A 21,700-nucleotide genomic window follows, 5' to 3' on the forward strand; every position below is an offset into this window, starting at 1 on the left:
CGACAAGATAACGGGTTCCGCCAAGGAGAATATCGTGAAAACCATTGGTCGCTACATGGGCGTCGCCGCGCTGGCACTTGCCGCATGTCCTCTCGCTGCACAAACCCCGCGTGAAACGGCTGAAGCCGCGCTCGAAGCGGCCCCGGTCTGGGACGGGCACAACGATGTGCCGATCCAGCTTCGCGCACGCTTCGACAACATGATCAACAGCTTCGATTTCCGCGATACGCTCGACATGGCGGAAGGGGACCATGACGCGATGCATAGCGACCTTGCGCGGCTGGACCGCGGCGAAGTCGGGGCGCAGTGGTGGTCGGTTTATGTCAGCGCGGACCTCGACGAGCCGATGGCAGTCCAGCAGACAATCGAACAGATCGACGTCACAAAGCGCCTGATCGCACGCTATCCGGATTCGCTAAAGATGGCTTTGACTGCCGCCGATGTCGAGGCCGCGATCGCCGATGGCAAGATCGCCTCGCTCCTCGGTATGGAAGGGGGCCATTCGATCGGAAGCAGCCTGGCCGTGCTGCGCCAGATGTACGATCTCGGTGCACGTTACATGACCATCACGCATGGCAAGACGCTCGACTGGGCGGACAGCGCGACCGATGCGCCGAGGCATGGCGGGCTCAACGCCTTCGGCATGGATGTCATCCGCGAGATGAACAGGATCGGCATGATGGTCGATCTCAGCCATGTGAGCGAAGAAGCGATGCACGACGCGCTCGATGCGGCACGCGCGCCGGTCATTTTCAGCCACTCGGGCGCACGCGGTGTGACCGGCCACCTGCGAAACGTACCTGACAGCGTGCTGCAGCGCCTCCCCCTGAACGGCGGGGTGGTCATGGTGGTGGCGCTGCCGTGGTTCATCAACGAAGACCTTCGCAACCACTCGGCCAACCGCGCTGCGGAGGAGGCGCGGCTCAAGGCGCTCTATTCCGGCCTGCCCGACCAGGTCGAGGCGCTGATGGCGAAGTGGGATGCGGAAAACCGCGAGCCGGTCTCGACCATTGCCGACATGGCCGATCATATCGACCACATCCGCAATGTCGCGGGGATCGACTTTATCGGCATCGGCGGGGATTACGACGGCATGCCGCATGGACCATCGGGAATGGAGGACGTGACCGGTTATCCGGCGCTGTTCGAGGAGCTGGCGCGGCGCGGCTATTCGCAGGAAGACTTGGAAAAAATCTCGATGCGCAACATGATGCGCGCCATGCGCGAGGCCGAAGCCTATGCCGCGAGCCAGGCTGGTGCCGCGCCGATCGAATATCCGGCCGGAAAACCGCGCGACGACTAATTTATCGCTGACGGTCCGGATCGAACGATCCGATCCGGACCGTCAATTTCGAGATTACATCCGGTCCCGCGTCAGGGGACAGCGCTCGCCATCGTAGAAGGCTTCGAGAGCATCGGAGAACACCTGCGAATCTTCATCGTCGCAGGCGTTTTCGAACAGAGTCATCGAACTGCGGAATTTCATCGCATCGACCTCGCCGAGAATATCTTCGGCGCTCATCGTGCCGGCCCATTCAAGCATTGCTTCGGTGGCCTCGAACAGCCGAGGGCCTAATTCCTCATGCGCGCAATAATCGCGCGCTTCGTCGAGATCGGCGATGGCATATTTCTTAGCCTTGCCGCTTTTGCCGAGGCCCGCGATCTGGGGGAAGACGAACCACATCCAGTGGCTGGTCTTGCGGCCCTCGGCGATTTCCTCGAGCGCCTGCTCGTAGGTGCCGCCGTCTTGCGCCTTGACGAAGTGTTCGAAGGGGTCGCTCATGGCGGACCGTGGGTCTTCAGTTCTGCGCCGAGAGTTCCGAGCCGCGTTTCAGCACCTCGTCACCGTCTTCCTGTTTTATCAGGTAAGCAGGATTGTCCTCGTCGCCATCCTTGGTGACCTCGGTGCCCTGCAGCGTGCGGGTGACCTCGCGCTCGAAGCGCTCCTTGATCTGACCCTTGCCCTTGCCGTTGCCCCAGTTCCACTCGACATACTGGTCGGTCTGGAAGCTGTTCGAATTGCTCATGCGACCACTCCTTGCGGTTCAGTTCTCAATCACGTCGATACCGTTTTCGGTCTCGGTCTGGTCTTCGAGCGCAGGAACTTCGTCGTCGCCGAGATCGGTGTCGCTCGGCACGCCGACGATGCTGTCGGTGCCGTCGCCTTCTTCTTCCATCGACCGGATCTCGCCGCTGACCGTGGCTTCTTCCTCGACATCGCCCTGTGTCATCGCGGGGATGATCCAGACGATTGACATCAGCAATACGGCGAGCAGCAGCCCGCCTGCCAATACCCAACGTACGACGCCTTCCTTGGAGCCGCCGCTGGCTTCGGTTTCGCTGACGTGGACTTCGTCGCCTTCCTTGTGCACGTAAAATACTCCCTGCAATCGCGATCCCGCGGGTTTCAGGCAGTTCTACGGCTTGGGGAGGGGAATGTTCCTAGTCGCGAAGCAGGTCATTGGTGCTCGTCTTCTCGCGGGTCTGCGCATCGACCGTTTTCACGATGACGGCGCAGGCGAGGCCGGGGCCGCCATTCTTGCCCGCAAGCGTGCCGGGAACGACGACCGAATAGGGCGGGAGATGGCCGCGGATCACCTCGCCCGTGTCGCGGTAGACGATCTTGGTCGACTGCGTGATAAAGACGCCCATCGAAACGACGCAGCCTTCGCCGACGATCACGCCTTCGACGATTTCCGAGCGCGCGCCGATGAAGCAATTGTCGCCGATGATTGTCGGGTTGGCCTGCATCGGTTCAAGCACGCCGCCGATGCCCGCGCCTGCCGAGATGTGGCAGTTCTCGCCGATCTGCGCGCAGGAGCCGATGCTGGCCCAGGTATCGACCATGGTGCCCTTGCCGACATAGGCGCCGATGTTGACGAAGCTCGGCATCAGCACGCAGCCGGGCGCGATATAAGCGCCTTCGCGGGCGATCGCGCCGGGGACCACGCGGAAACCCGCCTCGCGAAACTTTGCATCGTCCCAGCCGGCAAACTTGCTCGGCACCTTGTCGAAGGCGGGGTGTCCGGCGCTGCCGCCCTCCATCACGCGGTTGTCGTTGAGGCGGAAGGAGAGCAGCACGGCCTTTTTCAGCCACTGGTTGACGTGCCAGCCTCCCTTGCCGTCGGGCTGCGCGACGCGACCCTCACCGCTGTCGAGCAAGGCCAGCGCAGCATTGACCGCTTCGCGCACGTCGCTCGACTGCGGCGTGACGTTGGCGCGGTCTTCCCACGCGGCTTCGATGCGGTTTTCGAGGTCGGCGCTCATGCTGTTCTCCGTTTGAATGACGGAGAGGTCGTTAGCAGCGTGGGCGCGCTAGTCCATCCCCGCAGCCACGGCGAATTCATAGGCGCGGTCGACCAGCGGTCCGACGCGCTCGCTCATCGCCTTGGCGTGGGCTGAGGAGGCCGTGCCGTCGATGACGCGCTTCTTGATGCCCTGCATGATGCCGGCGAGCCGGAAGAGGTTGTAGGCGAAATACCAATCCATCGGCGGGACGGGATAGCCGGTCTTCGCGACATAACGCTCGACCGCCTCGTCCTGCGAGGGAATGCCCAATTCGTCGAGGTCGAGTCCCAAGAGGCCCGCACGCCCGTCATGCGGATTGTGCCAGTTGAGCATGAGATAGCTGAAGTCGGCAATCGGATCGCCAAGCGTCGACAGTTCCCAGTCGAGCACGGCGAGGACCTTGTTCGCGTCCTTCTCGAAAATCATATTGTCGAGCCGGTAGTCGCCATGGACGACGCTGCTCTCGTGCTGCGGCGGGATGGTCTGCGGTAGCCATTCGATCAGCCGCTCCATCTTTTCCATGTGCTCGGTTTCGGAAAGCTTGTACTGCTTCGACCAGCGCGCGATCTGGCGCGCGCAATAGTCGGTCGGCTTGCCGTAATCGCCGAGGCCGATCTCGTCGGGCTTGCGCAGGTGCAACTCGGCCATGGTGTCGATCATGGCGTTGTAGATTTCGCGGCGCTCGGCAGGCGAGTAATCCGGCAGCGCGCCATTCCATAAGCTACGTCCGTCGGCGAGGCCCATGACGAAGAATTTAGAACCGATGACTCCCGGGTCCTCGCAGAGGCCGTAAGTCTTCGGCACCGGGAAGCCGGTGGGCCCAAGCGCGTGCATCGCCATGTATTCGCGGTCTACCGCATGCGCGCTCGGCAGAAGCTTTCCGAAAGGCTGGCGCCGCAGGACGTAGGAACGGTCCGGAGTATCGATCCGATAGGTCGGGTTCGACTGGCCGCCCTTGAATTTCGAATAGGAAATCGGGCCTTCAAAGCCTTCGACATTGGCCTCGAACCAGGCAGTCAGCTTGTCCATGTCGAGCTGGTCGCGCTCGGGCACCTCGATCGTGCCGACCATTTCCTTGTCGAAATCGATATCGGTCATGCCGGTCTCTGCCATCAGTCGAACACCACCACGCTGCGGGCCGATGTGCCCCGTTTCATCTTCTCGAAGCCCTCGTTGATCTGCTCAAGCGGAATGCGCTCGGCGATGATCGTGTCGAGATCGAGCAGGCCGCGCATATAGAAATCGACGAGACGCGGCAGGTCGACCGGGAAGTGGTTCATGCCCATGATCGCGCCCTGCAGCTTCTTGCCCGAAAGCAGGTCCATCGCGCCAAGGCCGACCTTGCAGTCCAATGGCATCATGCCGAGGATTGTCGCCGTGCCGCCGCGCCGCAATATCTTTACCGCGAGATCGGCACTGGCCTGGCGTCCGACCGCCTCGATCGCGTGGTGCACGCCGCCGCCGGAAATCTTCATGGCTTCCTCGACCGCGTTGTCCGCCATGGCATCGACCGTGTGCGTCGCACCGAGGACCGCGGCAAGATCACGCTTTTCCTTGATCGGGTCGATGGCGATGACCTTGCCCGCGCCGGCGATCTTGGCCGCATTGATCGCGGCGAGGCCGACACCGCCGCAGCCGACTACCGCCACGGTTTCGCCCGGCACCACCGAGCATGCGTTGAATATCGTGCCCGCACCGGTCGTTACCGCGCAGCCGATAACGGCGGCCCGGTCGAGCGGCATATCCTTGTCGATAGCAACGCAGGCATGCTCGTGGATCAGCATCTGTTCGGCAAAGGCAGAGAGGTTGAGCATCTGCGCGACCGGCCCACTGCCGTCCGCACGCATGATGCGCGGGGCGGCATCCTGCGCACGGCGCGTGTCAGCTCCCATGCACAGCGCCATGCGGCCGGTGACGCAGAATTCGCAGTGTCCGCAAAAGGCCGAGAGGCAGGAGACGACATGGTCGCCCGGCTTCACGGTCTTCACCTCGCTGCCGACCGCGCGGACCACGCCAGCCGCCTCGTGGCCCGGAATGGCCGGGAGCGGGTGCGGATATGTGCCTTCGATGAAGTGCAGGTCCGAATGGCAGAGGCCGCAGGCCTTGGTGTCGATCAGGACTTCGTGCGGGGCGGGATCGGCAAGTTCGACCTCGCCGATCGTCAGTCCGCCTACACTTTCGAGGATTGCCGCCTTTGCCATCAGCGGGTCGCCCCCATGTCACCCGAGCTCAGCCGGTCGTCGCCGGCGGTCGGGCCCTTGCCGTCACGCAGGGCGTTCGCCGTCGGGCCTTCTTCGGGCATGTGCTTGGCGAATTCCATGCGCGCGATCGAACGGGCATGGACCTCGTCCGGACCATCGGCAAGGCGCAGCGTGCGCTGGTGGGCATAGGCATTGGCGAGACCATAATCGTCCGAAACGCCGCCGCCGCCGTGGGCCTGGATTGCATCATCGATGATGCGCAGCGCCATGTTGGGTGCCTGCACCTTGATCATGGCAATTTCCTGCTTGGCTGCCTTGTTGCCGACCTTGTCCATCATGTCGGCTGCCTTGAGGCAGAGCAGCCGGGTCATGTCGATATCGATGCGCGCGCGCGCCACGCGCTCTTCCCAGACCGAATGCTTGTAGATCGGCTTGCCGAAAGCTTCGCGCTCCTGCAGGCGCTTGCACATCTTGTGCAGCGCTTCCTCGGCAACGCCGATGGTGCGCATGCAGTGGTGGATACGGCCCGGGCCGAGGCGCCCTTGCGCGATTTCGAAACCGCGGCCTTCACCCAGCAGCATGTTGGTGACGGGCACGCGCACATCCTTCAATTCGACTTCCATGTGCCCGTGCGGCGCATCGTCGTAGCCGAAGACGGGCAGGTGGCGCAGGATCTTCACGCCCGGCGCGTCCATCGGCATCAGGATCATCGACTGCTGTGCATGACGGCCGGCGGAAAAGTCGGTCTTGCCCATGACGATGGCGACCTTGCAGCGCGGATCGCCCACGCCCGACGACCACCATTTGCGACCGTTGATGACGTATTCGTCGCCATCGCGCTCGATGCGGGTTTCGATGTTGGTCGCATCCGACGAAGCGGTGAAGGGCTCGGTCATGAGGAAGGCCGAACGGATTTCGCCGTTCATCAGCGGGGTGAGCCACTTTTCCTTCTGCTCGCGCGTGCCGTAGCGATGGAAGACTTCCATATTGCCGGTGTCGGGCGCGGAGCAGTTGAAGACTTCGGATGCGAAACCGATGCGGCCCATTTCCTCGGCGCAGAGCGCATATTCGAGGTTGGTGAGGCCCGGGCCTTCGAAATCATAGGTCTCGTCGACATGGTGGTGGCCGTCGTTGCGCGGCGGCATGAAGAGGTTCCAGATGCCCTCCGCTTTGGCCTTGGCCTTGAGGTCCTCGACCACCTGGATGACCTTCCAGCGCTCGCCCTCGGCATCCTGTGCCTTGTAGGTCGGCACGGCGGGGCGGACGTGCGCCTCGATGAAATTCTTCACCCGGTCGCGCCAGTAGGTTTGCCTTTCGGTGGGCTGGAAATCCATCTTGTCGGTCCTCTCTCAAATCAGTTGCGGCGTGAAACTGGCATGGGAGCCAGCGCTGCGCCAAGTCATTTTTGCGGGAAATTTCTCACGGCACGATCGTGCCAGCGTCGATATCCCCCCTCGCCGCAGCGTCAATCGCATCGCGCCGTCGCTGTGCGAGTGTCTCCAGCCTTGCCTCATGTTCTGCGCGGCTGATCGGAAACCGGCCGAGCCAGTATGCAGCCAGCACGGCGAGAACGATGGCGGCCGCGCCGTGATAGATGATCATGTCCGACAAGACGCTCATCTCCACACTGTCCGCACGCGCTCCATCGGGGAGCTGCGATGCCGCTACGATCTGCCCGGTGAGGAAAATGCCGACCCCGGTGGCACACTTCTGGATCAACCAGTTGCCCGAGTAGAAAGCACCCTCGGCGCGACGGTTTGTCCGCTCTTCGAATGCTTCGACAACTTCGGCAATCATCGAAGTCGCCGAGATCATCATGATCACGCCGAACATGTTGGCAAACAGGAGCATGCCAAGGAATCCGAAGGTCGAAACCGGAGTGCCCAGCTCCGGCCAGAACCCCGCCAGCACCAGGGCATAGGGGGCCAATCCAATGATCACGCTGCAATAGGCCCCGATGGCGGCACTCCTCGCCTTCCCGTAGGCGCGGTGCATCTGGCCCACCACGAAGAACATCATGACCACCGAGGCGAAGAGCGTCAGAGCATATCCCAAGAGGCCGGTGAACCATGAAGGTGCGCCCTCGACGATCGGTTGGTCGAGCTGCCAGACGAAGACATTGAGGTAATTCGATATCGAGAATGCCATGCCCTGGTTGACGTAGGCCGCCAGCGCCCCGGCAGCGAAGAACAGGAAGCTGCGCTCGGAAAAAGCGTCGAATATCTCGGAAAAAGCGCTTCTGAGCGAAAATGGCGGCGGGCGGTTTTCCGGCAGTCGTGCCACCAGGCGGTGCTGGCCCAGCGCCGAACCGGCGACCGACAGCACCATCAGCATCGCCCCGAAGATGCCGAAGCTCAGATAGCCTTCCTCTTGCAGCAATCCGTCGGGCCCGGACATGAAGACCGTGTAGGCAAGGATCATCATAACGATTCCGCCCAGCCAACCCGACAGGAAGCGATAACGGAACAGCGTGGTTCGCTCATCGTAATCCTGCGTAATTTCGGGCACGAGACTGATCGACGGCACCTCGCAGGCAGACAGCAGAATGCGAACACCGATAGCGATCGCAATCAGGCCGAGGAAACTCGGAGCCTCACCGCCCGGCGGATGCCACAGGAGAACCCACATAAGCGCGAGCGGTACAGGGGCGAGATAAAGCCACGGAAGACGTCTCCCCCAGCGGGTATAGGTCCGATCCGACAAATTGCCGATGATCGGATCGATCACAGCATCGACGAGCAAGGCGATCAGCAGCGCAAGGCTGACGAGCCGCGCGTCCATTCCAAGGACCTGGTTATAGAAAATCAGCAGGAAGAAGCTGAAGCCGAGGTCCTTCACCCCGAACGCCACCGCGCCGAAGCCGTGGACGATCTTGAGGCGCTGGGACAGGGGGCCTTCGACGAATGCCATCAGCTTAGGCCTTGAGCCTGTTTCTCCATGGCTTCAAGGGCTTCGAACATTCCCGGCGTTTCCGGGTCCCAGCTGTGGCGCGGGCCGAGCGTTATGCCACCATCGACCAGCATCGAGGCGCCGGTCATGAAGCCCGCCGCATCGCTGGCGAGGAAGGCCACCGCCTCGGCGATGTCGCGCGGCTGCCCTCCGCGCATGACCGGCTGCGCATTCGACGACATCTGCGCGATCGCAGCCTTGGCCATGCTCACCATTTCCTCCGGCATTTCGAGCGAGGAAGTGAAGATATTGGTATTGATGAAGCCGGGCTGCACCGCGTTCACCCTTATGCCATGCTGGGCTAGGTCGGTCGCTGCGCATTTGGTGAGGTGCAAAACGCCGGCCTTCGCGACGGCATAGGCGGTCGGCGAATAGCCGGGACCGACCGCTGCGACGCTGGATACATTGACGATGCTCGCACCCTTGCGGCCCTTCATGTGCGGCACGGCGTAGCGGATTCCCATTGCCACCGAGCGCAGTAGCAGGTCCATCGTGCGGTCCCATTCCTCGGGTTCGATCTCGTCTATGCCAGGACGCGCGCCGCCGGCGCCCGCATTGTTGAAGACCACGTCGATGCCACCCGTCTCTTGCGCCGCCCCGTCCATCAGCTTGCGGATGTCACCGGGCGAACAGACGTCGCAGTGGCGATAACGGACATCGCCCCCGGCTTCGCTCTCGAGCGCCTTGCCGCCGTCATCGTCGATATCGGAGGCGAAGACGGTTGCGCCTTCGCTTGCGAACAGCCGCGTCGTCTCGGCGCCGATGCCCGATGCAGCGCCAGTAATTACCACCGTCTTGCCGGTGAATCGCATCGGTCTCTCTCCCGGATTTCCTTGGTTTCCAGCTTAGGGAAGCGACCCATCACGTCAACGTAAACCACCTGACGCTACGGCATGGCGCTCTGCCGGAAACGCCCTTGCGGCAAGGCCGCGAATCACCCTAACGTAAACGTCAACCGAGGAGACCTGAGAGGAGTCGGTCCGTGCCCGATCTGGAAAGCTTCCGCGCCGAAACGCGCGAATGGCTCGAAGCCAATTGCCCCCCTGAAATGCGCAAGCCCGTCAAGGACGAGGGCGATATCTACTGGGGCGGCCGCAACGCCACCTTCAAGAACGATGCGCAGAAGGCCTGGTTCGAGGCCTGTCGTGACAAGGGCTACACCGTTCCCGAATGGCCGAAGGAATATGGCGGCGCCGGCCTCAGCCCGGCAGAGGGCAAGGTATTGCGCCAGGAAATGGCGAAGATCGGCGCGCGTCCGCCGCTTTCCAGCTTCGGCATCTGGATGCTGGGCCCGGCGCTGCTGCACTTCGGCACCGAAGGCCAGAAGCAGCGCTTCCTCAATGAAATCGCGCGCGGCGAAATCCGCTGGTGCCAGGGCTATTCCGAACCGGGTTCGGGTTCCGACCTCGTCTCGATGCAGACCTTCGGCGAAGACATGGGCGATCACTGGGTGGTCAACGGCCAGAAGATCTGGACCTCCTATGCCGACGAGGCCGACTGGATCTTCTGCCTTGTGCGCACCGACAAGCAGAACAAGTACCAGGGCATCACCTTCATGCTGTTCGACATGGCGGCGGGCGGTGTCACCACCAAGCCGATCAAGCTGATCAGCGGCAACAGCCCATTCTGCGAAACCTTCTTCGACGATGTGAGCGTGCCCAAGTCCTATGGCGAGGATTGCCCCGGCTATGTCGGCGAAATCAACCGCGGCTGGGACGTGGCGAAATACCTCCTTGGCCACGAACGCGAGATGATTTCGGGCGCGGGCGGCGGCGACCGTACAGCAGCCATCGGCGCAGCGATGAAGCGCAATGCGGGCGAACTCGACCCCGTGCTGCGCGCCGAACTCGCGCAGTTCGATGTCGATGCGCTGGCCTATACCGCGATGGGCGAGAAATTCCTCGACGAGCTGAAGGTCGGCAAGGCGCACCCCGCACAGCCGAACATGATGAAATATGCAGGGACCGAGCTGAACAAGCGCCGCCACGAACTGATGATGGCTGCCGGCGGCAGCCGCGCTCTGGAATGGGAGAGCGAGGAAACGGGTGGCGGCAAGCCGTCGCGTAACTGGCTGCGCACCAAGGCCAATTCGATCGAGGGCGGCACGAGCGAAGTCATGCTCAACGTCATCTCGAAGCGTATCCTCGACCTGCCGGGAGCCTGATCGATGCCCCTTTATTACGACGACGACCAGGCGATGCTCGCCGAGACCGCCCAGCAATTCATGGGCGAAGAAGGCGCTATTCCCAAGCAGCTGCGCCACTGGCGCGACCGCGATTGCAAGGACGGCTTCGGCCACGGCCTGTGGAAGCAGTTTGCCGAAATGGGCTTCACCGGCATGCTGGTGGGCGAAGACGACGGCGGGCTCGGCATGGGTCATGTCGAGGCGGGCATCGTGCTCGAACAGATCGGCCGCAATCTCACGCCTTCGCCCTTCCTTTCCTCTTCCGTGCTCGCAGCAACTGCCTTGAAGCATGGCGGCGACGATGTGCGCGGGCGCTGGCTGCCGGGCCTGATCGAGGGCGAGAAGGTCTATGCCGTCGCCATCGATGAAGGCGCGAAGCACCGTCCCGAAACCATTGCCTGCCGGGCGGAAAAGTCGGGCAACGGCTTCAAGCTGTCGGGCAAGAAGGACTTCGTGGTCTACGGCGCCTCGTCCGAAATGATCGTCGTTGCCGCGCGCACTTCGGGCAGCGACAGCGACACTGACGGCGTCACGCTCTTCGCCGTCCCGCAGGACGCATCGGGCATGAGCCACGACAGCGTGCGCCTCGTCGACAGCTCGATGGCGAGCCATGTCACCTTCGACGGCGTCGAGCTCGACGGCGATGCCGTGATCGGCGAAGTCGACGGGGGCCGTGAGGTCTTGAACGCCATGCTGATGGCGGGCCGCGTGGGTGCGGCTGCCGAGGGTGTCGGCGTTGCGCAGGGCGCGATGGACATGACCGTCGACTACCTCAAGCAGCGCAAGCAGTTCGGCAAGCTCATCGGCGAATTCCAGGCGCTCCAGCACCGTGCCGCGCATCTCTATTCCGAAGTCGAGATCGCCCGCGCGGTCACCATCAAGGCAGCCCAGCTGCTCGATGGCGGCAGCGAGAAGGCGGACCTGATGGCCAGCGTCGCCAAGGCCAAGGTTGCCAAAGCCGCGGGCCTTGCGGTGAAGGAAGGCGTGCAGATGCATGGCGGCATCGGCATGACCGACGAATACGATATCGGCCTCTACATGAAACGCGACCGGGCGCTGCAGGAATTCCTCGGTGACCAGTATTACCACGCAGGCCGTGTGGCCGAGATGAGCGGCTATTAAACGGGAGAAAGAAAATGACCCTCGAAGACATGTTCAGCCTGAAAGGCCGCGTTGCGCTGGTGACCGGCGGGAGCCGCGGCATCGGACGCATGATCGTCGAGGGTTTCCTCGCCGCAGGTGCGGAGCGGGTCTACATCACCGCGCGCAAGGGCGGCGAGCTGCATGAGACCGCCGAGGAACTGGGCGAGAAGGTCGTGCCGATCCAGGGGGACATCTCGACCATGGAAGGCATCGACGAGCTGGTGGCCGAGCTATCGTCCAGGGAGGACCACCTCGACATCCTCGTCAACAATGCGGGCGCGGCCTGGGGGGCGGACTATCTCGACTTTCCCGAAGAAGGCTGGGACAAGGTCATGGACCTTAACGTCAAGACGCCGTTCTTCCTGACGCAGAAGCTCCACAAGCTGCTCACTGCCAATGCCAGCCAGGACAAGCCGGGCAAGGTGATCAACATCGCCAGTATCGACGGCCTCAGGATCAACCCGTGGGAAACCTATTCCTACCAGGCTTCGAAGGCCGCGCTCATCCACCTCACGCGCCGCATGGCCGCGCGGCTGGTGAAGGACCACGTCTATGTCACCGGCATCGCGCCGGGCGCATTCCCCTCGAACATGAACAAGGTCGCGCGCGACCATGCCGAGGCGAGCGCGCAGGGCATCCCCAACAAGCGCGTCGGCGACAAGTTCGACATGGGCGGAAGCTGCGTCTACCTCGCCAGCCGTGCGGGTGATTACACGGTGGGCGAAACCATCGCGGTCGACGGCGGCATCGTGAACGCGCACCTGCCGACCCACTTCGCGGACCCGGCCGGAGGGCGCTAAGCTGGAGGATGAAGCCATGGTGAAGCTGTCGGACCCGCTGGAACTGCCCTGCGGAGCGACGCTTCCCAACCGCATCGCCAAGGGTGCTATGACCGAAGGGCTGGCCACGCCGGATGGCCGCCCGACGCCCGAGCTCGAGCGGCTTTACGGCATCTGGTCCGATGGCGGCGCGGGCATGCTGCTGACCGGCAATATCATCATCGACAAGGACCACCTCGAGAGGCCCGGCAACGTCGTGATCGACCGCGAGCCCGATGCCGAAATGGCGGCGCGACTGGTGGCGTGGGCCAAGGCGGGGACGCGGGCGGGCAACCATCTCTGGGCCCAGATCAGTCACGGCGGACGCCAGACCCCCAAGCTGGTCAATCCGGCACCCAAATCATCTTCCGATGTGGCGCTCGCCTTGCCTGGCGGCCAGTTCGGCCAGCCCGAACCGCTGACGAAAGGCGAAATTGCGGACTTGGTGAAACGCTGGGCGATCGCCGCGCGGGCCTGCAAGGATACCGGCTTCACCGGCGTGCAGGTGCATGGCGCGCACGGCTATCTCGTCTCGCAATTCCTCAGTCCACGGGTGAACCTACGGGACGACGAATATGGCGGCAGCCTTGAAAACCGCGCGCGTTTCCTCCTGGAAATCGTTGCCTCCGTACGCGATTCCGTGGGCCCTGCGTTTCCGATATCGGTGAAGCTCAACAGCGCCGACTTCCAGAAAGGCGGGTTCGATTTCGAGGATAGCCTGCAGGTCGTCCAGTGGCTGGAGGCCGCCTCGGTCGATCTGATCGAGATATCGGGCGGCACCTACGAACAGCCCAAGCTGATGGGGATCGAAGGGGTGGAAGAGGAGCCGTTTCAGAACGTTGCGCCCACGACCGCCGCGCGCGAGGCTTATTTCGTCGATTTCGCCAAGGCGATGCAGGATGCCGTGTCGGTGCCCCTGATGGTGACCGGTGGCTTTCGCACGCGGGCCGCAATGGAGCAGGCACTCGCTATCGGCGCGGCCGATGTGATCGGTCTCGGCCGTCCGCTGTGCGTCCAGACGGATGGGCCCAAGCAATTGATGGAGGGCGCCGACGATTTGCCGCGCTATGAGGATCGGGTCGACCTGCTGCCCGTGTGGCTCGGCTTCCTCAAACGCTTTCAGGTTATCAAGGCGGTGAGCGGTTTCGCCGGCATTTACTGGTTCTACCAGCAACTCTGGCTGCTGGGCCACGAGGGGCGAACCGACGAAAGTTTTTCGGTGATGCGCGCGTTGAGGCTGGTCGAGAACCGCAACAAGCGCATCATGGCTGCGCGGCGGGGCGCCTAAGCCATCAATTCCCGCACGAAGGGGATCAGCCCCGTCTGGCGCGTCCGGCGCATGCGCTCGGCATCGAGCACTTCGCGCACTTTCGCAAAACACGCCTGTACATCGTCGTTGATCACGACATAGTCATATTCCGCCCAGTGGCTGATTTCGCCGCGGGCGCGTTCCATGCGGCTGTCGATCACCTCGGCGCTGTCCTGCGCGCGGGCTTCGAGGCGCTGGCGTAGCTCGGCAAGGCTCGGCGGCAGGATGAAGACGGTGACGACATCCTGGTCGTCCTTCTGTTTCAGCTGCTGCGTGCCCTGCCAGTCGATGTCGAAGAGGAAGTCCTGGCCCTCTTTGAGAGCGTTGCGGATGCGGCCCTTGGGCGTGCCGTAGCGATGGCCGAAGACGTGCGCCCATTCGTAGAAATCGTCTTCCTCGACCATCCGGTCGAAGGTGGCATCGTCGACGAAATAGTAATCCACGCCGTCCTTTTCGCCCGGGCGCGGAGGGCGGGTGGTGACGCTGACCGACAGCTTGATTGCCGGATCGGCCTCGAGCAGCATGCGGCTGATGGTGGTCTTGCCCGCCCCGCTGGGCGAGGAGAGGATAAACATCAGCCCGCGGCGGGCGAGTGCGTCTTCTTGTTTGTCGGTGGATTCGGCCATGCGCGCTAGTGGCGCAAGGGGAGGGGCGGAATCAACCCCGACCGCGCCGGTTTCAAACGGCGGTCTCGCCCCTGGACTGTTTGCGCAGGGCCTTTTCGCCCTTGCGGCGCGAACTGCGGCGCGAGGTGCTGCGGTCGAAGATGACCTTGGCAAGCAACCCGCCGCCGACCAGCAGCGCGCCCGGTACGGACTTGGTCGCGATCTTGGTCACGCCATATGCGGCCAGCGTCTGCACCAGCGAACGGTTCTCGACCACTTCCTTGGCGAACTTGCTGCCATATTGCCGACCGAGCAGTGCCTTTTCCAGCGTGTGGCGCGTCAGTCTTCCTGCGCTGCGCAGCAGGATATCGTTGATAATCAGGTTGGTCGACGGATTGGTGCTGGGCCCGGGCACGCCGTTTTCGTCCGACCACTCGCGCTCGACGCGCGCAATTCCGTCGCTCACCTTGTCGGTAAGGTGGTTCGGTGCCTCTTTGCTCGATAGTCCCATGCCTGCCCCGTTGCTGTGGCGGGCCGCGAAGGGCCAGCGCCTAGTTCTTCCGGCCGAAATCGACCGTGACGACATTCGAGCCGTCTTCCGCACCTTCAACGGGCAGGCCATCGGCCTGTTCCTCGTCATTGCCCGCCTCATCCGTCGGGGCAGGCGCCATGTCGGCGACAGTGGCCTGGAACTGCAGCCCGAAATCGACCGCCGGATCGACGAATTGCGTGATCGCCGAATAGGGAATGTCGAGCTCTGCCGGGATCTGGTTGAACGACAGGCCGACCGAAAAACCGTCTTCGCGCACGTTCAGGTCCCAGAACTTGTTCTGGAGCACGATCGTCATCTCGTCGGGGAAGCGTTCGCGCAGGTGTACCGGGATCGACACGCCCGGAGCGTGCGTCTTGAAAGTGATGTAGAAGTGGTGAGCGCCGGGCAATTCGCTGCCGCCCTGTTCGATTTCGCCGAGCACCCGGCCAACCACGGCGCGCAGGGCTTCCTGCACGATCGTGTCGTAAGGGATGAGGCTGTCTGGCGTATCTTCGCTCATGCCGCGCAAATTGGAACCGCGCGCGGCTGCGGTCAAGCGGTTTAAGGTGGTCTTTACCCTATCGATAGTTGCAATTCCTTGCGCGCGGTGACGAGCCGCCTATAGGCTCCACCCATGCGAACAGGCCGTATCGAAAGAAACACCGAGGAAACCAAAATCCTGGTCGAGGTGAACCTCCACGGGACGGGCAAATACGATGTGTCCACCGGGATCGGCTTCCTCGACCATATGGTCGAACAGGTTTCGAAGCATTCGCTGATCGACGTGACCATGAAGGTGAATGGCGATTTGCATGTCGACCAGCACCACACGACCGAGGATTCGGCGCTGGCGCTGGGCCAGGCGCTGGCCGAAGCGCTCGGCGACAAGGGCGGGATCGCGCGGTATGGCAGCGCCTATTCGCCGATGGACGAGACGCTGGCGCGCGTGGCGCTCGATATCTCGGGGCGCCCCTATCTCGTTTGGAAGGCCGGGTTCAGCCAGGAAAAGCTGGGCGAATGGGACACCGAGCTGATCGAACACTGGTTCCATTCGGTGGCGCAGACCTGCGGGCTGACGCTGCATGTCGAACTGCTCTACGGCACCAACAACCACCATATCTGCGAGGCTATCTACAAGGGCTTCGCCCGCGCCATGCGCGCGGCGGTAGAGATCGACCCTCGCAAGGGCGGTGCCATTCCTTCGACCAAGGGACAATTGGGTGGTTGAGATCGAGATTCGAACCGGGGATCCCAGAGCGTCCGTCCGCTCCATTGTTGCAGTTTTGACAGAACTTCAGGCGATCAAAGGCGAGGGTGGCCAGGGGCATGCCGGATCCGTCGATGCCGTTTGGCGCAGCTGGACACTCGACACCGGAGATCGCATTGAAATCTGGTCCGATAACTGGACGCCGTTGTCGCTTCGCGGTGAGATCGAAGTGTTAGATCGAATTATCAGCCTTTGCGGATTGGAACGGGTTAATGGCTGAGGTTATCGCGCTGGTTGATTACGGCGCGGGCAATCTGCATTCGGTCGAGAACGCGCTGCGGCGGGTCGGTGCTGAAGTGAAGGTCACCGCCGATCCCGATGTGCTGCGCGCGGCCGACCGGATCGTCCTGCCGGGCGTGGGGAGCTTCGGAGCCTGCGCGGCTGGCCTGCGCGCCGAGAAGGGCGCGATCGAGGCGATGCACGAGCGCGTCTTCGTGGGCGGCGCACCGTTTCTCGGCATTTGCGTCGGCATGCAATTGCTGGCGACGCGCGGGCTCGAACATGGCGAGACGCCGGGGCTGGACTGGATCGAGGGCGAAGTGCGCCTGGTCCAGCCGACCGACACCAGCGTGAAGGTGCCGCATATGGGCTGGAACGATGTAGCGATCACCCCGCACGCCAAGGGGCACGATGTGGTCGAGCCGGGCGAGGCCTATTTCCTCCATTCCTATCATTTTCACGCAAACAGCGGGAAGGATGTGCTTGCCATGACCGATCATGGCGGAGGACTGGTGGCAGCCGTTGGCCGCGACAATATCCTCGGCGTGCAATTCCATCCCGAGAAGAGCCAGAGCTACGGATTGCAACTTCTCTCTCGTTTCCTGGAGTGGCGGCCATGATCGTCTTCCCCGCAATCGACTTAAAGGCCGGACAGGTCGTGCGCCTTGCCGAAGGCGATATGGACCGCGCCACCGTCTATGGCGACAACCCGGCCGCGCAGGCGACCATCTTCGCCGAGGCAGGCGCGCAGCATCTGCACGTAGTCGATCTCGATGGGTCCTTCGTCGGATCGGCGCAGAACCGAGAGGCGGTCGAGCAGATCGTCGCGGCCTTCCCCGCCCACGTCCAACTGGGCGGCGGCATCCGCAAGCGCGAGGATGTCGAGGGCTGGTTCGATGCGGGCGTATCGCGCATCGTGATGGGCTCGGCGGCCTTGAAGGATCCCGAGTTCGTCAAGGACATGGCGCGCGAATTCGAGGGCGGCATCGTGGTCGCGGTTGACGCAAAAGACGGCATGGTCGCGACCGAGGGCTGGGCGGATGTCTCCGATGTCCCCGTGGTCGACCTCGCCCGCAGGTTCGAGGATGCGGGCGTCGCGGCACTGCTCTTTACTGACATCGGACGCGACGGGCTGCTCAAGGGAGTGAACCTCGAGGCGACGGTGGACCTGGCCCGCCAGGTCGACATTCCCGTTATCGCCAGCGGCGGGGTGAAGGGGCTGGACGACATCCACGTCCTCTCGCTTCATGCGAATGAGGGGATAGAGGGCGTGATTACCGGTCGCGCGCTCTATGACGGGCGGCTGGACCTTGCCGCCGCCCTTGCGGTGGCGGCGCGCTCATGACTGGCGCAATCGCCACCCTCGTCATCGTTTTCGCTCTCATCTGGATGCTGCGAAAGGCGAAGAATTCGTCGAGCGTCATCATCACCGAACCCGGCGTACTCAAGACGCACGACGTGGAATGCAAATTTCGATCCGAAGCAGGCTATCATGGCGATCTCGATCAGTCGCGCTGGAGCGACGGGCAGGAGCGATTTTCGCTAAACTTGCGCAGACTTCCCGGACGCTACAGCGGGCCTGTCAGGTTACTTTACAAGGGCGCACATGTTGCGGACTTCGAGGCGAAATTCGGCAAGGTTGCCTTCGGAGCGAAAGGGATGGTCAACGACGGCAAGCCGCAGTTCGATATAGGAGAGGAAGTGCGGCTCGAATTCGGCGAGCAGGTGCTTACCGGAACGGTGGAGCCAGACTGATGATCATCTTCGAACTCCTCTTCGTTGTAATAGTCCTCGCGCTGCTTGCTGGCCAATCGCGTATCGTGCTGCGGGCCTGGAATTTACGGACCGCGGGCGGCAGAAATCCGGCCGTCCTTGCCGATGAGCCGGCGCGCTTCTTCATAAACTTCGGCTTCGAAATCTTTCTCATGCTACTTGTCCTCTGGTATTTTTCCGGCGTTGTCTGGACGTGGCTGACATGACTGTCCGTATCCGCGTCATCCCCTGCCTCGACGTGCGCGACGGGCGTGTGGTGAAGGGCGTCAACTTCGTCGACCTCAAGGATGCGGGCGATCCGGTCGAGCAGGCGCAGGCCTATGACCGTGCCGGGGCGGACGAGCTGTGCTTCCTCGATATCTCCGCCAGCCACGAAGGGCGCGGTACGCTGCTCGACATGGTGCGGCGCACGGCGGCCGTGTGCTTCATGCCGCTGACCGTCGGGGGCGGGGTGCGCTGCGTCGAGGATGCGCGCGCGCTTCTGCTGGCAGGCGCGGACAAGGTGGCGGTCAATTCCGCAGCCGTCTCGCGGCCTGAACTGGTGCGCGAAATCGCCGAGAAATTCGGCAGCCAGTGCGTCGTCGCCAGCGTCGATGCGCGTGCCAGGACCGAGGGCGAGGGTTTTCGCGGCTGGGAGATCTACACCCACGGCGGGCGCAAACCGACCGGCATCGATGCGGTCGAACATGCGCAGCGACTGGCCGAACTAGGCGCAGGCGAACTGCTCGTCACCTCGATGGATGGCGACGGGACCAAGCAGGGCTACGACCTCGAATTGACTCGCGCGATTGCCGACAGTGTATCGGTCCCCGTCATTGCCAGCGGCGGCGTCGGCACGCTCGACCACCTCGTCGAAGGGGTGACACAGGGCCATGCCAGCGCCGTGCTCGCCGCCTCGATCTTTCATTTCGGCCAGCATTCGATCGGCGAGGCGCACCGCGCCTTGCGTGCGGCAGGCTTGCCCGCGCGCGGATGACACAGGTAGGATAGCGCCATGGACACCCTCACCCGCCTCGAAGCCACGATCGACGAACGCCGCCGGGCCCATCCGGGCGAAAGCTATGTCGCACACCTCAACCATCGCGGATTGCCGATCATGGTGCGCAAGTTCGGCGAGGAGGCGGTCGAAACCTGCGTGGCGGCGCTATCGGGCAGCAGGGAGGAGCTGATCCTCGAAGCGGCCGACAGCATCTTCCACCTGATGGTCGTGCTCGCCGCCAAGGGCATTTCGCTCGAAGAAGTCATGGGCGAGCTCGAGAGGCGCGAGGGCGTGTCGGGGCATGAGGAAAAGGCGAGCAGGAAGCCGGAGGAGCAATAGCCGCATGCCGATCGATCCCACGCAGTCCTATGACGACAACAATATCTTCGCGAAAATCCTGCGCGGCGAAATCCCCTCGACCAAGGTTTACGAGGATGAATGGGCCTTCGCTTTCGAGGACATCAACCCGCAGGCCGAAGTGCACACGCTGGTCATCCCCAAGGGGCGCTATGTCAGCTGGGACGACTTCAGCGAGAAGGCTCCGGCAGAGGAGATCGCGGGCTTCGTGCGTGCGGTCGGCAAGGTCGCGCGCGACAAGGGGCTGGTCGAACCGGGCTACCGGATGATGGCCAATATCGGCGCGCATGGCGGACAGGAAGTTCCGCACCTGCATGTCCATATCTTCGGCGGGCAGCCATTGGGCCCGATGATTGCGCGCCGTTAGTCGCTCGCCAGACTCGGTTCGTCGTTTGGCGTTGCACCGCGAGTCCGCGCTACGCTAGACGCGCAAGCAATGGACGCGAGGCCCAATCCCCCCGACGGCGTAATCGATGGCGACACGCATCTCTATGCCGTGCGCGCCTATTACGAGGACACCGATCTTTCAGGCATAGTCTACCATGCCAATTACCTGCGCTGGTTCGAGCGCGCCCGCTCCGACCTCTTGCGCCGTCTCGATATCGACCAGCGCGCCGCGATCGAGGAAGGCGGGGGCGCCTATGCCGTTTCGGAGATTAACCTCAAGTATTTGCGCCCCGCTAAGCTTGACGACGACATCACCATCGAAACCCGCTGCACCGAGCTGAAGGCCGCATCCTGCCGGATGCACCAGAAAGCTTTTCGCGCAGAAGAATTGCTGGCCGAGGCACACTTGCGCGTCGGTTTCGTTTCACCGAATGGGCGGCCGATCCGGCAGCCCGAGGAATGGCGCGCGGCATTCGCGCGTTTCGTCCAGTCACCAGAGGACCAATGACCGCACTTTCACTTATTTCTGTCGGCGCGCCTACCCGGCTCGACCCGGTGCAGCTCTTCCTCGATGCCGATATCGTCGTGCAGGCGGTGATGGCGGGCCTGATCCTCGCCAGCATCTGGGTGTGGATGATCATCGTTTCCTTCAGCCTGCGCATGCGAAAGCTGAAAGAGGTGCAGTCGCGCTACGAGACCGAATTCTGGCAGGCCGACCAGTTCGACAGTTTCATGTCCGAACGCGCCAACAAGGACATTCCCTCCGCCCGCGTTGCCCAGGCCGGGGTTGCCGAATGGCGCCGCTCGACCAAGGGCGAGGTGCGTGACCGCGAGGCAGTGCGCAGCCGGATATTCGCCGCGATGGACAGCCAGGTCGCGCAGGAAGCCGACGATATTGCCGAGCGATTGAACTTTCTTGCGACTGTCGGCGCGGTTGCACCATTTGTGGGCCTGTTCGGGACCGTGTGGGGCATCATGAACAGCTTCTTCCAGATCGGCGCGCAGGAAAGCTCCTCGCTCGCCGTGGTCGCACCGGGTATTTCGGAAGCTCTGTTCGCGACCGCCATCGGGCTGTTTGCCGCCATCCCTGCGGTGATTGCCTATAACCGTTTCAGCCATACTGTAGAGCGGTTTGAAAGTCGCCTCCACCGCTTCGCCGACAAGCTCCACGCCAGCTTCAGCCGCCAGCTGGAGCAGCGCTGACATGGCGATGGCGCTCGGTTCCGGTAAAGGCACGCGCCGCCGGAGAGGTCGCGGCGGTCGGCGGCCTATGTCCGAAATCAACGTCACGCCCTTCGTCGACGTGATGCTGGTGCTGCTGATCATCTTCATGGTTACGGCCCCGCTGCTCACCGCAGGCGTGCCGATCCAGTTGCCTGACAGCCGCGCCAATGCGCTGCCGCAGGAACAGCAGCAGGTCTCGATCAGCATCGATAGCCAAGGCTATGTCTATATCGACGACGACCAGGTGCCGGTGGGCGGATTGCCGCAGGCGCTCGAAGCGATCCCGCAAGTCGGCGAGGGTCCCGATGTGACGCTGCGCGCCGACCGCGCGCTGGACTACGGCCGGGTGATGGCAGTGATGGGCGAGCTCAATCGCGCCGGTCTCAACCGTATTTCGCTGGTTACCAACGGCGGGCAAGCTTCGCCGCCGGTCAACGCCGGTTCAGCTAGCGAGGAATAGCCAG

At 63.0% G+C, this 21,700-nt stretch carries 29 protein-coding genes; 17 read left to right on the forward strand and 12 right to left on the reverse strand.

Going from position 1 to position 21,700, the window contains the following annotated elements; all coding sequences use genetic code 11:
- Window positions 1–55: 55 nt before the first annotated feature.
- Window positions 56–1,303, forward strand: a complete 1,248-nt coding sequence (locus K3178_RS01105; RefSeq protein ID WP_221570737.1) for a dipeptidase — start codon at window positions 56–58, stop codon at window positions 1,301–1,303.
- Window positions 1,304–1,357: 54 nt separating this feature from the next.
- On the opposite strand, the gene K3178_RS01110 is transcribed toward K3178_RS01105, so the two are convergent.
- From K3178_RS01110 to K3178_RS01150, 9 genes are all read right to left on the reverse strand, one after another.
- Window positions 1,358–1,783 (reverse strand): DUF1810 domain-containing protein, encoded by a 426-nt coding sequence (locus K3178_RS01110; protein ID WP_221569552.1) that lies wholly within the window; start codon window positions 1,781–1,783, stop codon window positions 1,358–1,360.
- Between the two features lie 16 nt (window positions 1,784–1,799).
- A complete protein-coding gene (locus K3178_RS01115; protein ID WP_221569553.1) occupies window positions 1,800–2,027 on the reverse strand; it encodes a hypervirulence associated TUDOR domain-containing protein in 228 nt (75 codons plus the stop codon).
- Window positions 2,028–2,045: 18 nt separating this feature from the next.
- Window positions 2,046–2,390, reverse strand: a complete 345-nt coding sequence (locus K3178_RS01120) for a hypothetical protein (RefSeq protein ID WP_221569554.1) — start codon at window positions 2,388–2,390, stop codon at window positions 2,046–2,048.
- 52 nt (window positions 2,391–2,442) lie between these two features.
- Complete coding sequence (gene dapD, locus K3178_RS01125; RefSeq protein ID WP_221569555.1) at window positions 2,443–3,267, reverse strand: 2,3,4,5-tetrahydropyridine-2,6-dicarboxylate N-succinyltransferase; 825 nt, start codon at window positions 3,265–3,267, stop codon at window positions 2,443–2,445.
- Window positions 3,268–3,315: 48 nt separating this feature from the next.
- Window positions 3,316–4,401, reverse strand: coding sequence for a phosphotransferase family protein (locus K3178_RS01130; protein WP_425594601.1), 1,086 nt, complete (start codon window positions 4,399–4,401; stop codon window positions 3,316–3,318).
- On the reverse strand, window positions 4,401–5,489 hold the full coding sequence (locus tag K3178_RS01135; RefSeq protein WP_221569556.1) for a Zn-dependent alcohol dehydrogenase: 1,089 nt from the start codon (window positions 5,487–5,489) through the stop codon (window positions 4,401–4,403). Before K3178_RS01135 ends, K3178_RS01130 begins: the two co-directional genes overlap by 1 nt.
- A complete protein-coding gene (locus K3178_RS01140) occupies window positions 5,489–6,823 on the reverse strand; it encodes an acyl-CoA dehydrogenase family protein (RefSeq protein WP_221569557.1) in 1,335 nt (444 codons plus the stop codon). Before K3178_RS01140 ends, K3178_RS01135 begins: the two co-directional genes overlap by 1 nt.
- A gap of 85 nt (window positions 6,824–6,908) precedes the next feature.
- Entirely contained in the window at window positions 6,909–8,399 is a 1,491-nt protein-coding gene (locus K3178_RS01145; protein WP_221569558.1) for an MFS transporter, read from the reverse strand.
- On the reverse strand, window positions 8,399–9,250 hold the full coding sequence (locus tag K3178_RS01150) for an SDR family NAD(P)-dependent oxidoreductase (protein WP_221569559.1): 852 nt from the start codon (window positions 9,248–9,250) through the stop codon (window positions 8,399–8,401). Before K3178_RS01150 ends, K3178_RS01145 begins: the two co-directional genes overlap by 1 nt.
- A 170-nt stretch (window positions 9,251–9,420) precedes the next feature.
- Here K3178_RS01150 and K3178_RS01155 point away from each other — a divergent pair, with 170 nt between their 5' ends.
- From K3178_RS01155 to K3178_RS01170, 4 genes are read left to right on the forward strand one after another with little or no spacing between them, the layout of a single operon-like run.
- A complete protein-coding gene (locus K3178_RS01155) occupies window positions 9,421–10,602 on the forward strand; it encodes an acyl-CoA dehydrogenase family protein (RefSeq protein WP_221569560.1) in 1,182 nt (393 codons plus the stop codon).
- A 3-nt stretch (window positions 10,603–10,605) separates the two neighbouring features.
- Window positions 10,606–11,745: an acyl-CoA dehydrogenase family protein gene (locus K3178_RS01160; protein ID WP_221569561.1), complete on the forward strand. Its 1,140-nt coding sequence runs from the start codon at window positions 10,606–10,608 to the stop codon at window positions 11,743–11,745.
- A 14-nt stretch (window positions 11,746–11,759) separates the two neighbouring features.
- A complete protein-coding gene (locus K3178_RS01165) occupies window positions 11,760–12,566 on the forward strand; it encodes an SDR family oxidoreductase (protein ID WP_221569562.1) in 807 nt (268 codons plus the stop codon).
- Between the two features lie 16 nt (window positions 12,567–12,582).
- On the forward strand, window positions 12,583–13,872 hold the full coding sequence (locus K3178_RS01170; protein WP_221569563.1) for an NADH:flavin oxidoreductase/NADH oxidase family protein: 1,290 nt from the start codon (window positions 12,583–12,585) through the stop codon (window positions 13,870–13,872).
- Here K3178_RS01170 and gmk read toward each other — a convergent pair.
- Genes gmk through K3178_RS01185 form a run of 3 tightly spaced genes read right to left on the reverse strand, consistent with a single transcriptional unit; the run spans window position 13,869 to window position 15,550 of the window.
- The gene (gmk, locus tag K3178_RS01175) at window positions 13,869–14,519 is read right to left on the reverse strand and encodes a guanylate kinase (RefSeq protein ID WP_221569564.1); all 651 of its coding nucleotides are present in this window, start codon (window positions 14,517–14,519) and stop codon (window positions 13,869–13,871) included. The genes K3178_RS01170 and gmk overlap by 4 nt on opposite strands.
- Before the next feature lie 52 nt (window positions 14,520–14,571).
- The gene (locus tag K3178_RS01180) at window positions 14,572–15,009 is read right to left on the reverse strand and encodes a hypothetical protein (RefSeq protein WP_221569565.1); all 438 of its coding nucleotides are present in this window, start codon (window positions 15,007–15,009) and stop codon (window positions 14,572–14,574) included.
- A gap of 40 nt (window positions 15,010–15,049) precedes the next feature.
- The gene (locus K3178_RS01185) at window positions 15,050–15,550 is read right to left on the reverse strand and encodes an SspB family protein (protein ID WP_221569566.1); all 501 of its coding nucleotides are present in this window, start codon (window positions 15,548–15,550) and stop codon (window positions 15,050–15,052) included.
- A gap of 114 nt (window positions 15,551–15,664) precedes the next feature.
- Between K3178_RS01185 and hisB the strand changes: the two genes are divergently transcribed.
- From hisB to K3178_RS01245, 12 genes are all read left to right on the forward strand, one after another.
- The gene (hisB, locus tag K3178_RS01190) at window positions 15,665–16,258 is read left to right on the forward strand and encodes an imidazoleglycerol-phosphate dehydratase HisB (RefSeq protein WP_221569567.1); all 594 of its coding nucleotides are present in this window, start codon (window positions 15,665–15,667) and stop codon (window positions 16,256–16,258) included.
- Window positions 16,251–16,517, forward strand: coding sequence for a hypothetical protein (locus tag K3178_RS01195; protein WP_221569568.1), 267 nt, complete (start codon window positions 16,251–16,253; stop codon window positions 16,515–16,517). The genes hisB and K3178_RS01195 overlap by 8 nt, the downstream gene beginning before the upstream one ends.
- Window positions 16,510–17,136, forward strand: a complete 627-nt coding sequence (gene hisH / locus K3178_RS01200) for an imidazole glycerol phosphate synthase subunit HisH (protein WP_221569569.1) — start codon at window positions 16,510–16,512, stop codon at window positions 17,134–17,136. The genes K3178_RS01195 and hisH overlap by 8 nt, the downstream gene beginning before the upstream one ends.
- Window positions 17,133–17,861: a 1-(5-phosphoribosyl)-5-[(5-phosphoribosylamino)methylideneamino]imidazole-4-carboxamide isomerase gene (gene hisA / locus K3178_RS01205; protein WP_221569570.1), complete on the forward strand. Its 729-nt coding sequence runs from the start codon at window positions 17,133–17,135 to the stop codon at window positions 17,859–17,861. Before hisH ends, hisA begins: the two co-directional genes overlap by 4 nt.
- Window positions 17,858–18,271 (forward strand): hypothetical protein, encoded by a 414-nt coding sequence (locus K3178_RS01210; protein ID WP_221569571.1) that lies wholly within the window; start codon window positions 17,858–17,860, stop codon window positions 18,269–18,271. Before hisA ends, K3178_RS01210 begins: the two co-directional genes overlap by 4 nt.
- Entirely contained in the window at window positions 18,271–18,495 is a 225-nt protein-coding gene (locus K3178_RS01215) for a hypothetical protein (protein ID WP_221569572.1), read from the forward strand. The genes K3178_RS01210 and K3178_RS01215 overlap by 1 nt, the downstream gene beginning before the upstream one ends.
- Entirely contained in the window at window positions 18,492–19,265 is a 774-nt protein-coding gene (gene hisF / locus K3178_RS01220; RefSeq protein WP_221569573.1) for an imidazole glycerol phosphate synthase subunit HisF, read from the forward strand. The genes K3178_RS01215 and hisF overlap by 4 nt, the downstream gene beginning before the upstream one ends.
- 18 nt (window positions 19,266–19,283) lie before the next feature.
- Window positions 19,284–19,607: a phosphoribosyl-ATP diphosphatase gene (locus tag K3178_RS01225; RefSeq protein WP_221569574.1), complete on the forward strand. Its 324-nt coding sequence runs from the start codon at window positions 19,284–19,286 to the stop codon at window positions 19,605–19,607.
- A gap of 4 nt (window positions 19,608–19,611) precedes the next feature.
- Window positions 19,612–19,992, forward strand: a complete 381-nt coding sequence (locus tag K3178_RS01230) for a histidine triad nucleotide-binding protein (protein ID WP_221569575.1) — start codon at window positions 19,612–19,614, stop codon at window positions 19,990–19,992.
- 69 nt (window positions 19,993–20,061) lie between these two features.
- A complete protein-coding gene (locus K3178_RS01235; protein WP_247713473.1) occupies window positions 20,062–20,520 on the forward strand; it encodes a YbgC/FadM family acyl-CoA thioesterase in 459 nt (152 codons plus the stop codon).
- Complete coding sequence (gene tolQ, locus K3178_RS01240; protein WP_221569576.1) at window positions 20,517–21,215, forward strand: protein TolQ; 699 nt, start codon at window positions 20,517–20,519, stop codon at window positions 21,213–21,215. The genes K3178_RS01235 and tolQ overlap by 4 nt, the downstream gene beginning before the upstream one ends.
- A gap of 1 nt (window position 21,216) precedes the next feature.
- Complete coding sequence (locus K3178_RS01245) at window positions 21,217–21,696, forward strand: ExbD/TolR family protein (protein ID WP_221569577.1); 480 nt, start codon at window positions 21,217–21,219, stop codon at window positions 21,694–21,696.
- Window positions 21,697–21,700 lie beyond the last annotated feature (4 nt).

Source organism: Qipengyuania sphaerica (assembly GCF_019711595.1).
GTDB lineage: Bacteria > Pseudomonadota > Alphaproteobacteria > Sphingomonadales > Sphingomonadaceae > Qipengyuania > Qipengyuania sphaerica.

What these genes read in the sequence shown, in the direction of transcription:
- K3178_RS01105 (WP_221570737.1), top strand. Translation starts at nt 56, where the DNA reads ATGGGCGTCGCCGCGCTGGCACTTGCCGCATGTCCTCTCGCTGCACAA.
- K3178_RS01110 (WP_221569552.1), bottom strand. Translation starts at nt 1,783, where the DNA reads ATGAGCGACCCCTTCGAACACTTCGTCAAGGCGCAAGACGGCGGCACC.
- K3178_RS01115 (WP_221569553.1), bottom strand. Translation starts at nt 2,027, where the DNA reads ATGAGCAATTCGAACAGCTTCCAGACCGACCAGTATGTCGAGTGGAAC.
- dapD (WP_221569555.1), bottom strand. Translation starts at nt 3,267, where the DNA reads ATGAGCGCCGACCTCGAAAACCGCATCGAAGCCGCGTGGGAAGACCGC.
- K3178_RS01130 (WP_425594601.1), bottom strand. Translation starts at nt 4,401, where the DNA reads ATGGCAGAGACCGGCATGACCGATATCGATTTCGACAAGGAAATGGTC.
- K3178_RS01135 (WP_221569556.1), bottom strand. Translation starts at nt 5,489, where the DNA reads ATGGCAAAGGCGGCAATCCTCGAAAGTGTAGGCGGACTGACGATCGGC.
- K3178_RS01140 (WP_221569557.1), bottom strand. Translation starts at nt 6,823, where the DNA reads ATGGATTTCCAGCCCACCGAAAGGCAAACCTACTGGCGCGACCGGGTG.
- K3178_RS01145 (WP_221569558.1), bottom strand. Translation starts at nt 8,399, where the DNA reads ATGGCATTCGTCGAAGGCCCCCTGTCCCAGCGCCTCAAGATCGTCCAC.
- K3178_RS01150 (WP_221569559.1), bottom strand. Translation starts at nt 9,250, where the DNA reads ATGCGATTCACCGGCAAGACGGTGGTAATTACTGGCGCTGCATCGGGC.
- K3178_RS01160 (WP_221569561.1), top strand. Translation starts at nt 10,606, where the DNA reads ATGCCCCTTTATTACGACGACGACCAGGCGATGCTCGCCGAGACCGCC.
- K3178_RS01165 (WP_221569562.1), top strand. Translation starts at nt 11,760, where the DNA reads ATGACCCTCGAAGACATGTTCAGCCTGAAAGGCCGCGTTGCGCTGGTG.
- K3178_RS01170 (WP_221569563.1), top strand. Translation starts at nt 12,583, where the DNA reads ATGGTGAAGCTGTCGGACCCGCTGGAACTGCCCTGCGGAGCGACGCTT.
- gmk (WP_221569564.1), bottom strand. Translation starts at nt 14,519, where the DNA reads ATGGCCGAATCCACCGACAAACAAGAAGACGCACTCGCCCGCCGCGGG.
- K3178_RS01180 (WP_221569565.1), bottom strand. Translation starts at nt 15,009, where the DNA reads ATGGGACTATCGAGCAAAGAGGCACCGAACCACCTTACCGACAAGGTG.
- K3178_RS01185 (WP_221569566.1), bottom strand. Translation starts at nt 15,550, where the DNA reads ATGAGCGAAGATACGCCAGACAGCCTCATCCCTTACGACACGATCGTG.
- hisB (WP_221569567.1), top strand. Translation starts at nt 15,665, where the DNA reads ATGCGAACAGGCCGTATCGAAAGAAACACCGAGGAAACCAAAATCCTG.
- hisH (WP_221569569.1), top strand. Translation starts at nt 16,510, where the DNA reads ATGGCTGAGGTTATCGCGCTGGTTGATTACGGCGCGGGCAATCTGCAT.
- hisA (WP_221569570.1), top strand. Translation starts at nt 17,133, where the DNA reads ATGATCGTCTTCCCCGCAATCGACTTAAAGGCCGGACAGGTCGTGCGC.
- K3178_RS01210 (WP_221569571.1), top strand. Translation starts at nt 17,858, where the DNA reads ATGACTGGCGCAATCGCCACCCTCGTCATCGTTTTCGCTCTCATCTGG.
- K3178_RS01215 (WP_221569572.1), top strand. Translation starts at nt 18,271, where the DNA reads ATGATCATCTTCGAACTCCTCTTCGTTGTAATAGTCCTCGCGCTGCTT.
- hisF (WP_221569573.1), top strand. Translation starts at nt 18,492, where the DNA reads ATGACTGTCCGTATCCGCGTCATCCCCTGCCTCGACGTGCGCGACGGG.
- K3178_RS01225 (WP_221569574.1), top strand. Translation starts at nt 19,284, where the DNA reads ATGGACACCCTCACCCGCCTCGAAGCCACGATCGACGAACGCCGCCGG.
- K3178_RS01230 (WP_221569575.1), top strand. Translation starts at nt 19,612, where the DNA reads ATGCCGATCGATCCCACGCAGTCCTATGACGACAACAATATCTTCGCG.
- K3178_RS01235 (WP_247713473.1), top strand. Translation starts at nt 20,062, where the DNA reads ATGGACGCGAGGCCCAATCCCCCCGACGGCGTAATCGATGGCGACACG.
- tolQ (WP_221569576.1), top strand. Translation starts at nt 20,517, where the DNA reads ATGACCGCACTTTCACTTATTTCTGTCGGCGCGCCTACCCGGCTCGAC.
- K3178_RS01245 (WP_221569577.1), top strand. Translation starts at nt 21,217, where the DNA reads ATGGCGATGGCGCTCGGTTCCGGTAAAGGCACGCGCCGCCGGAGAGGT.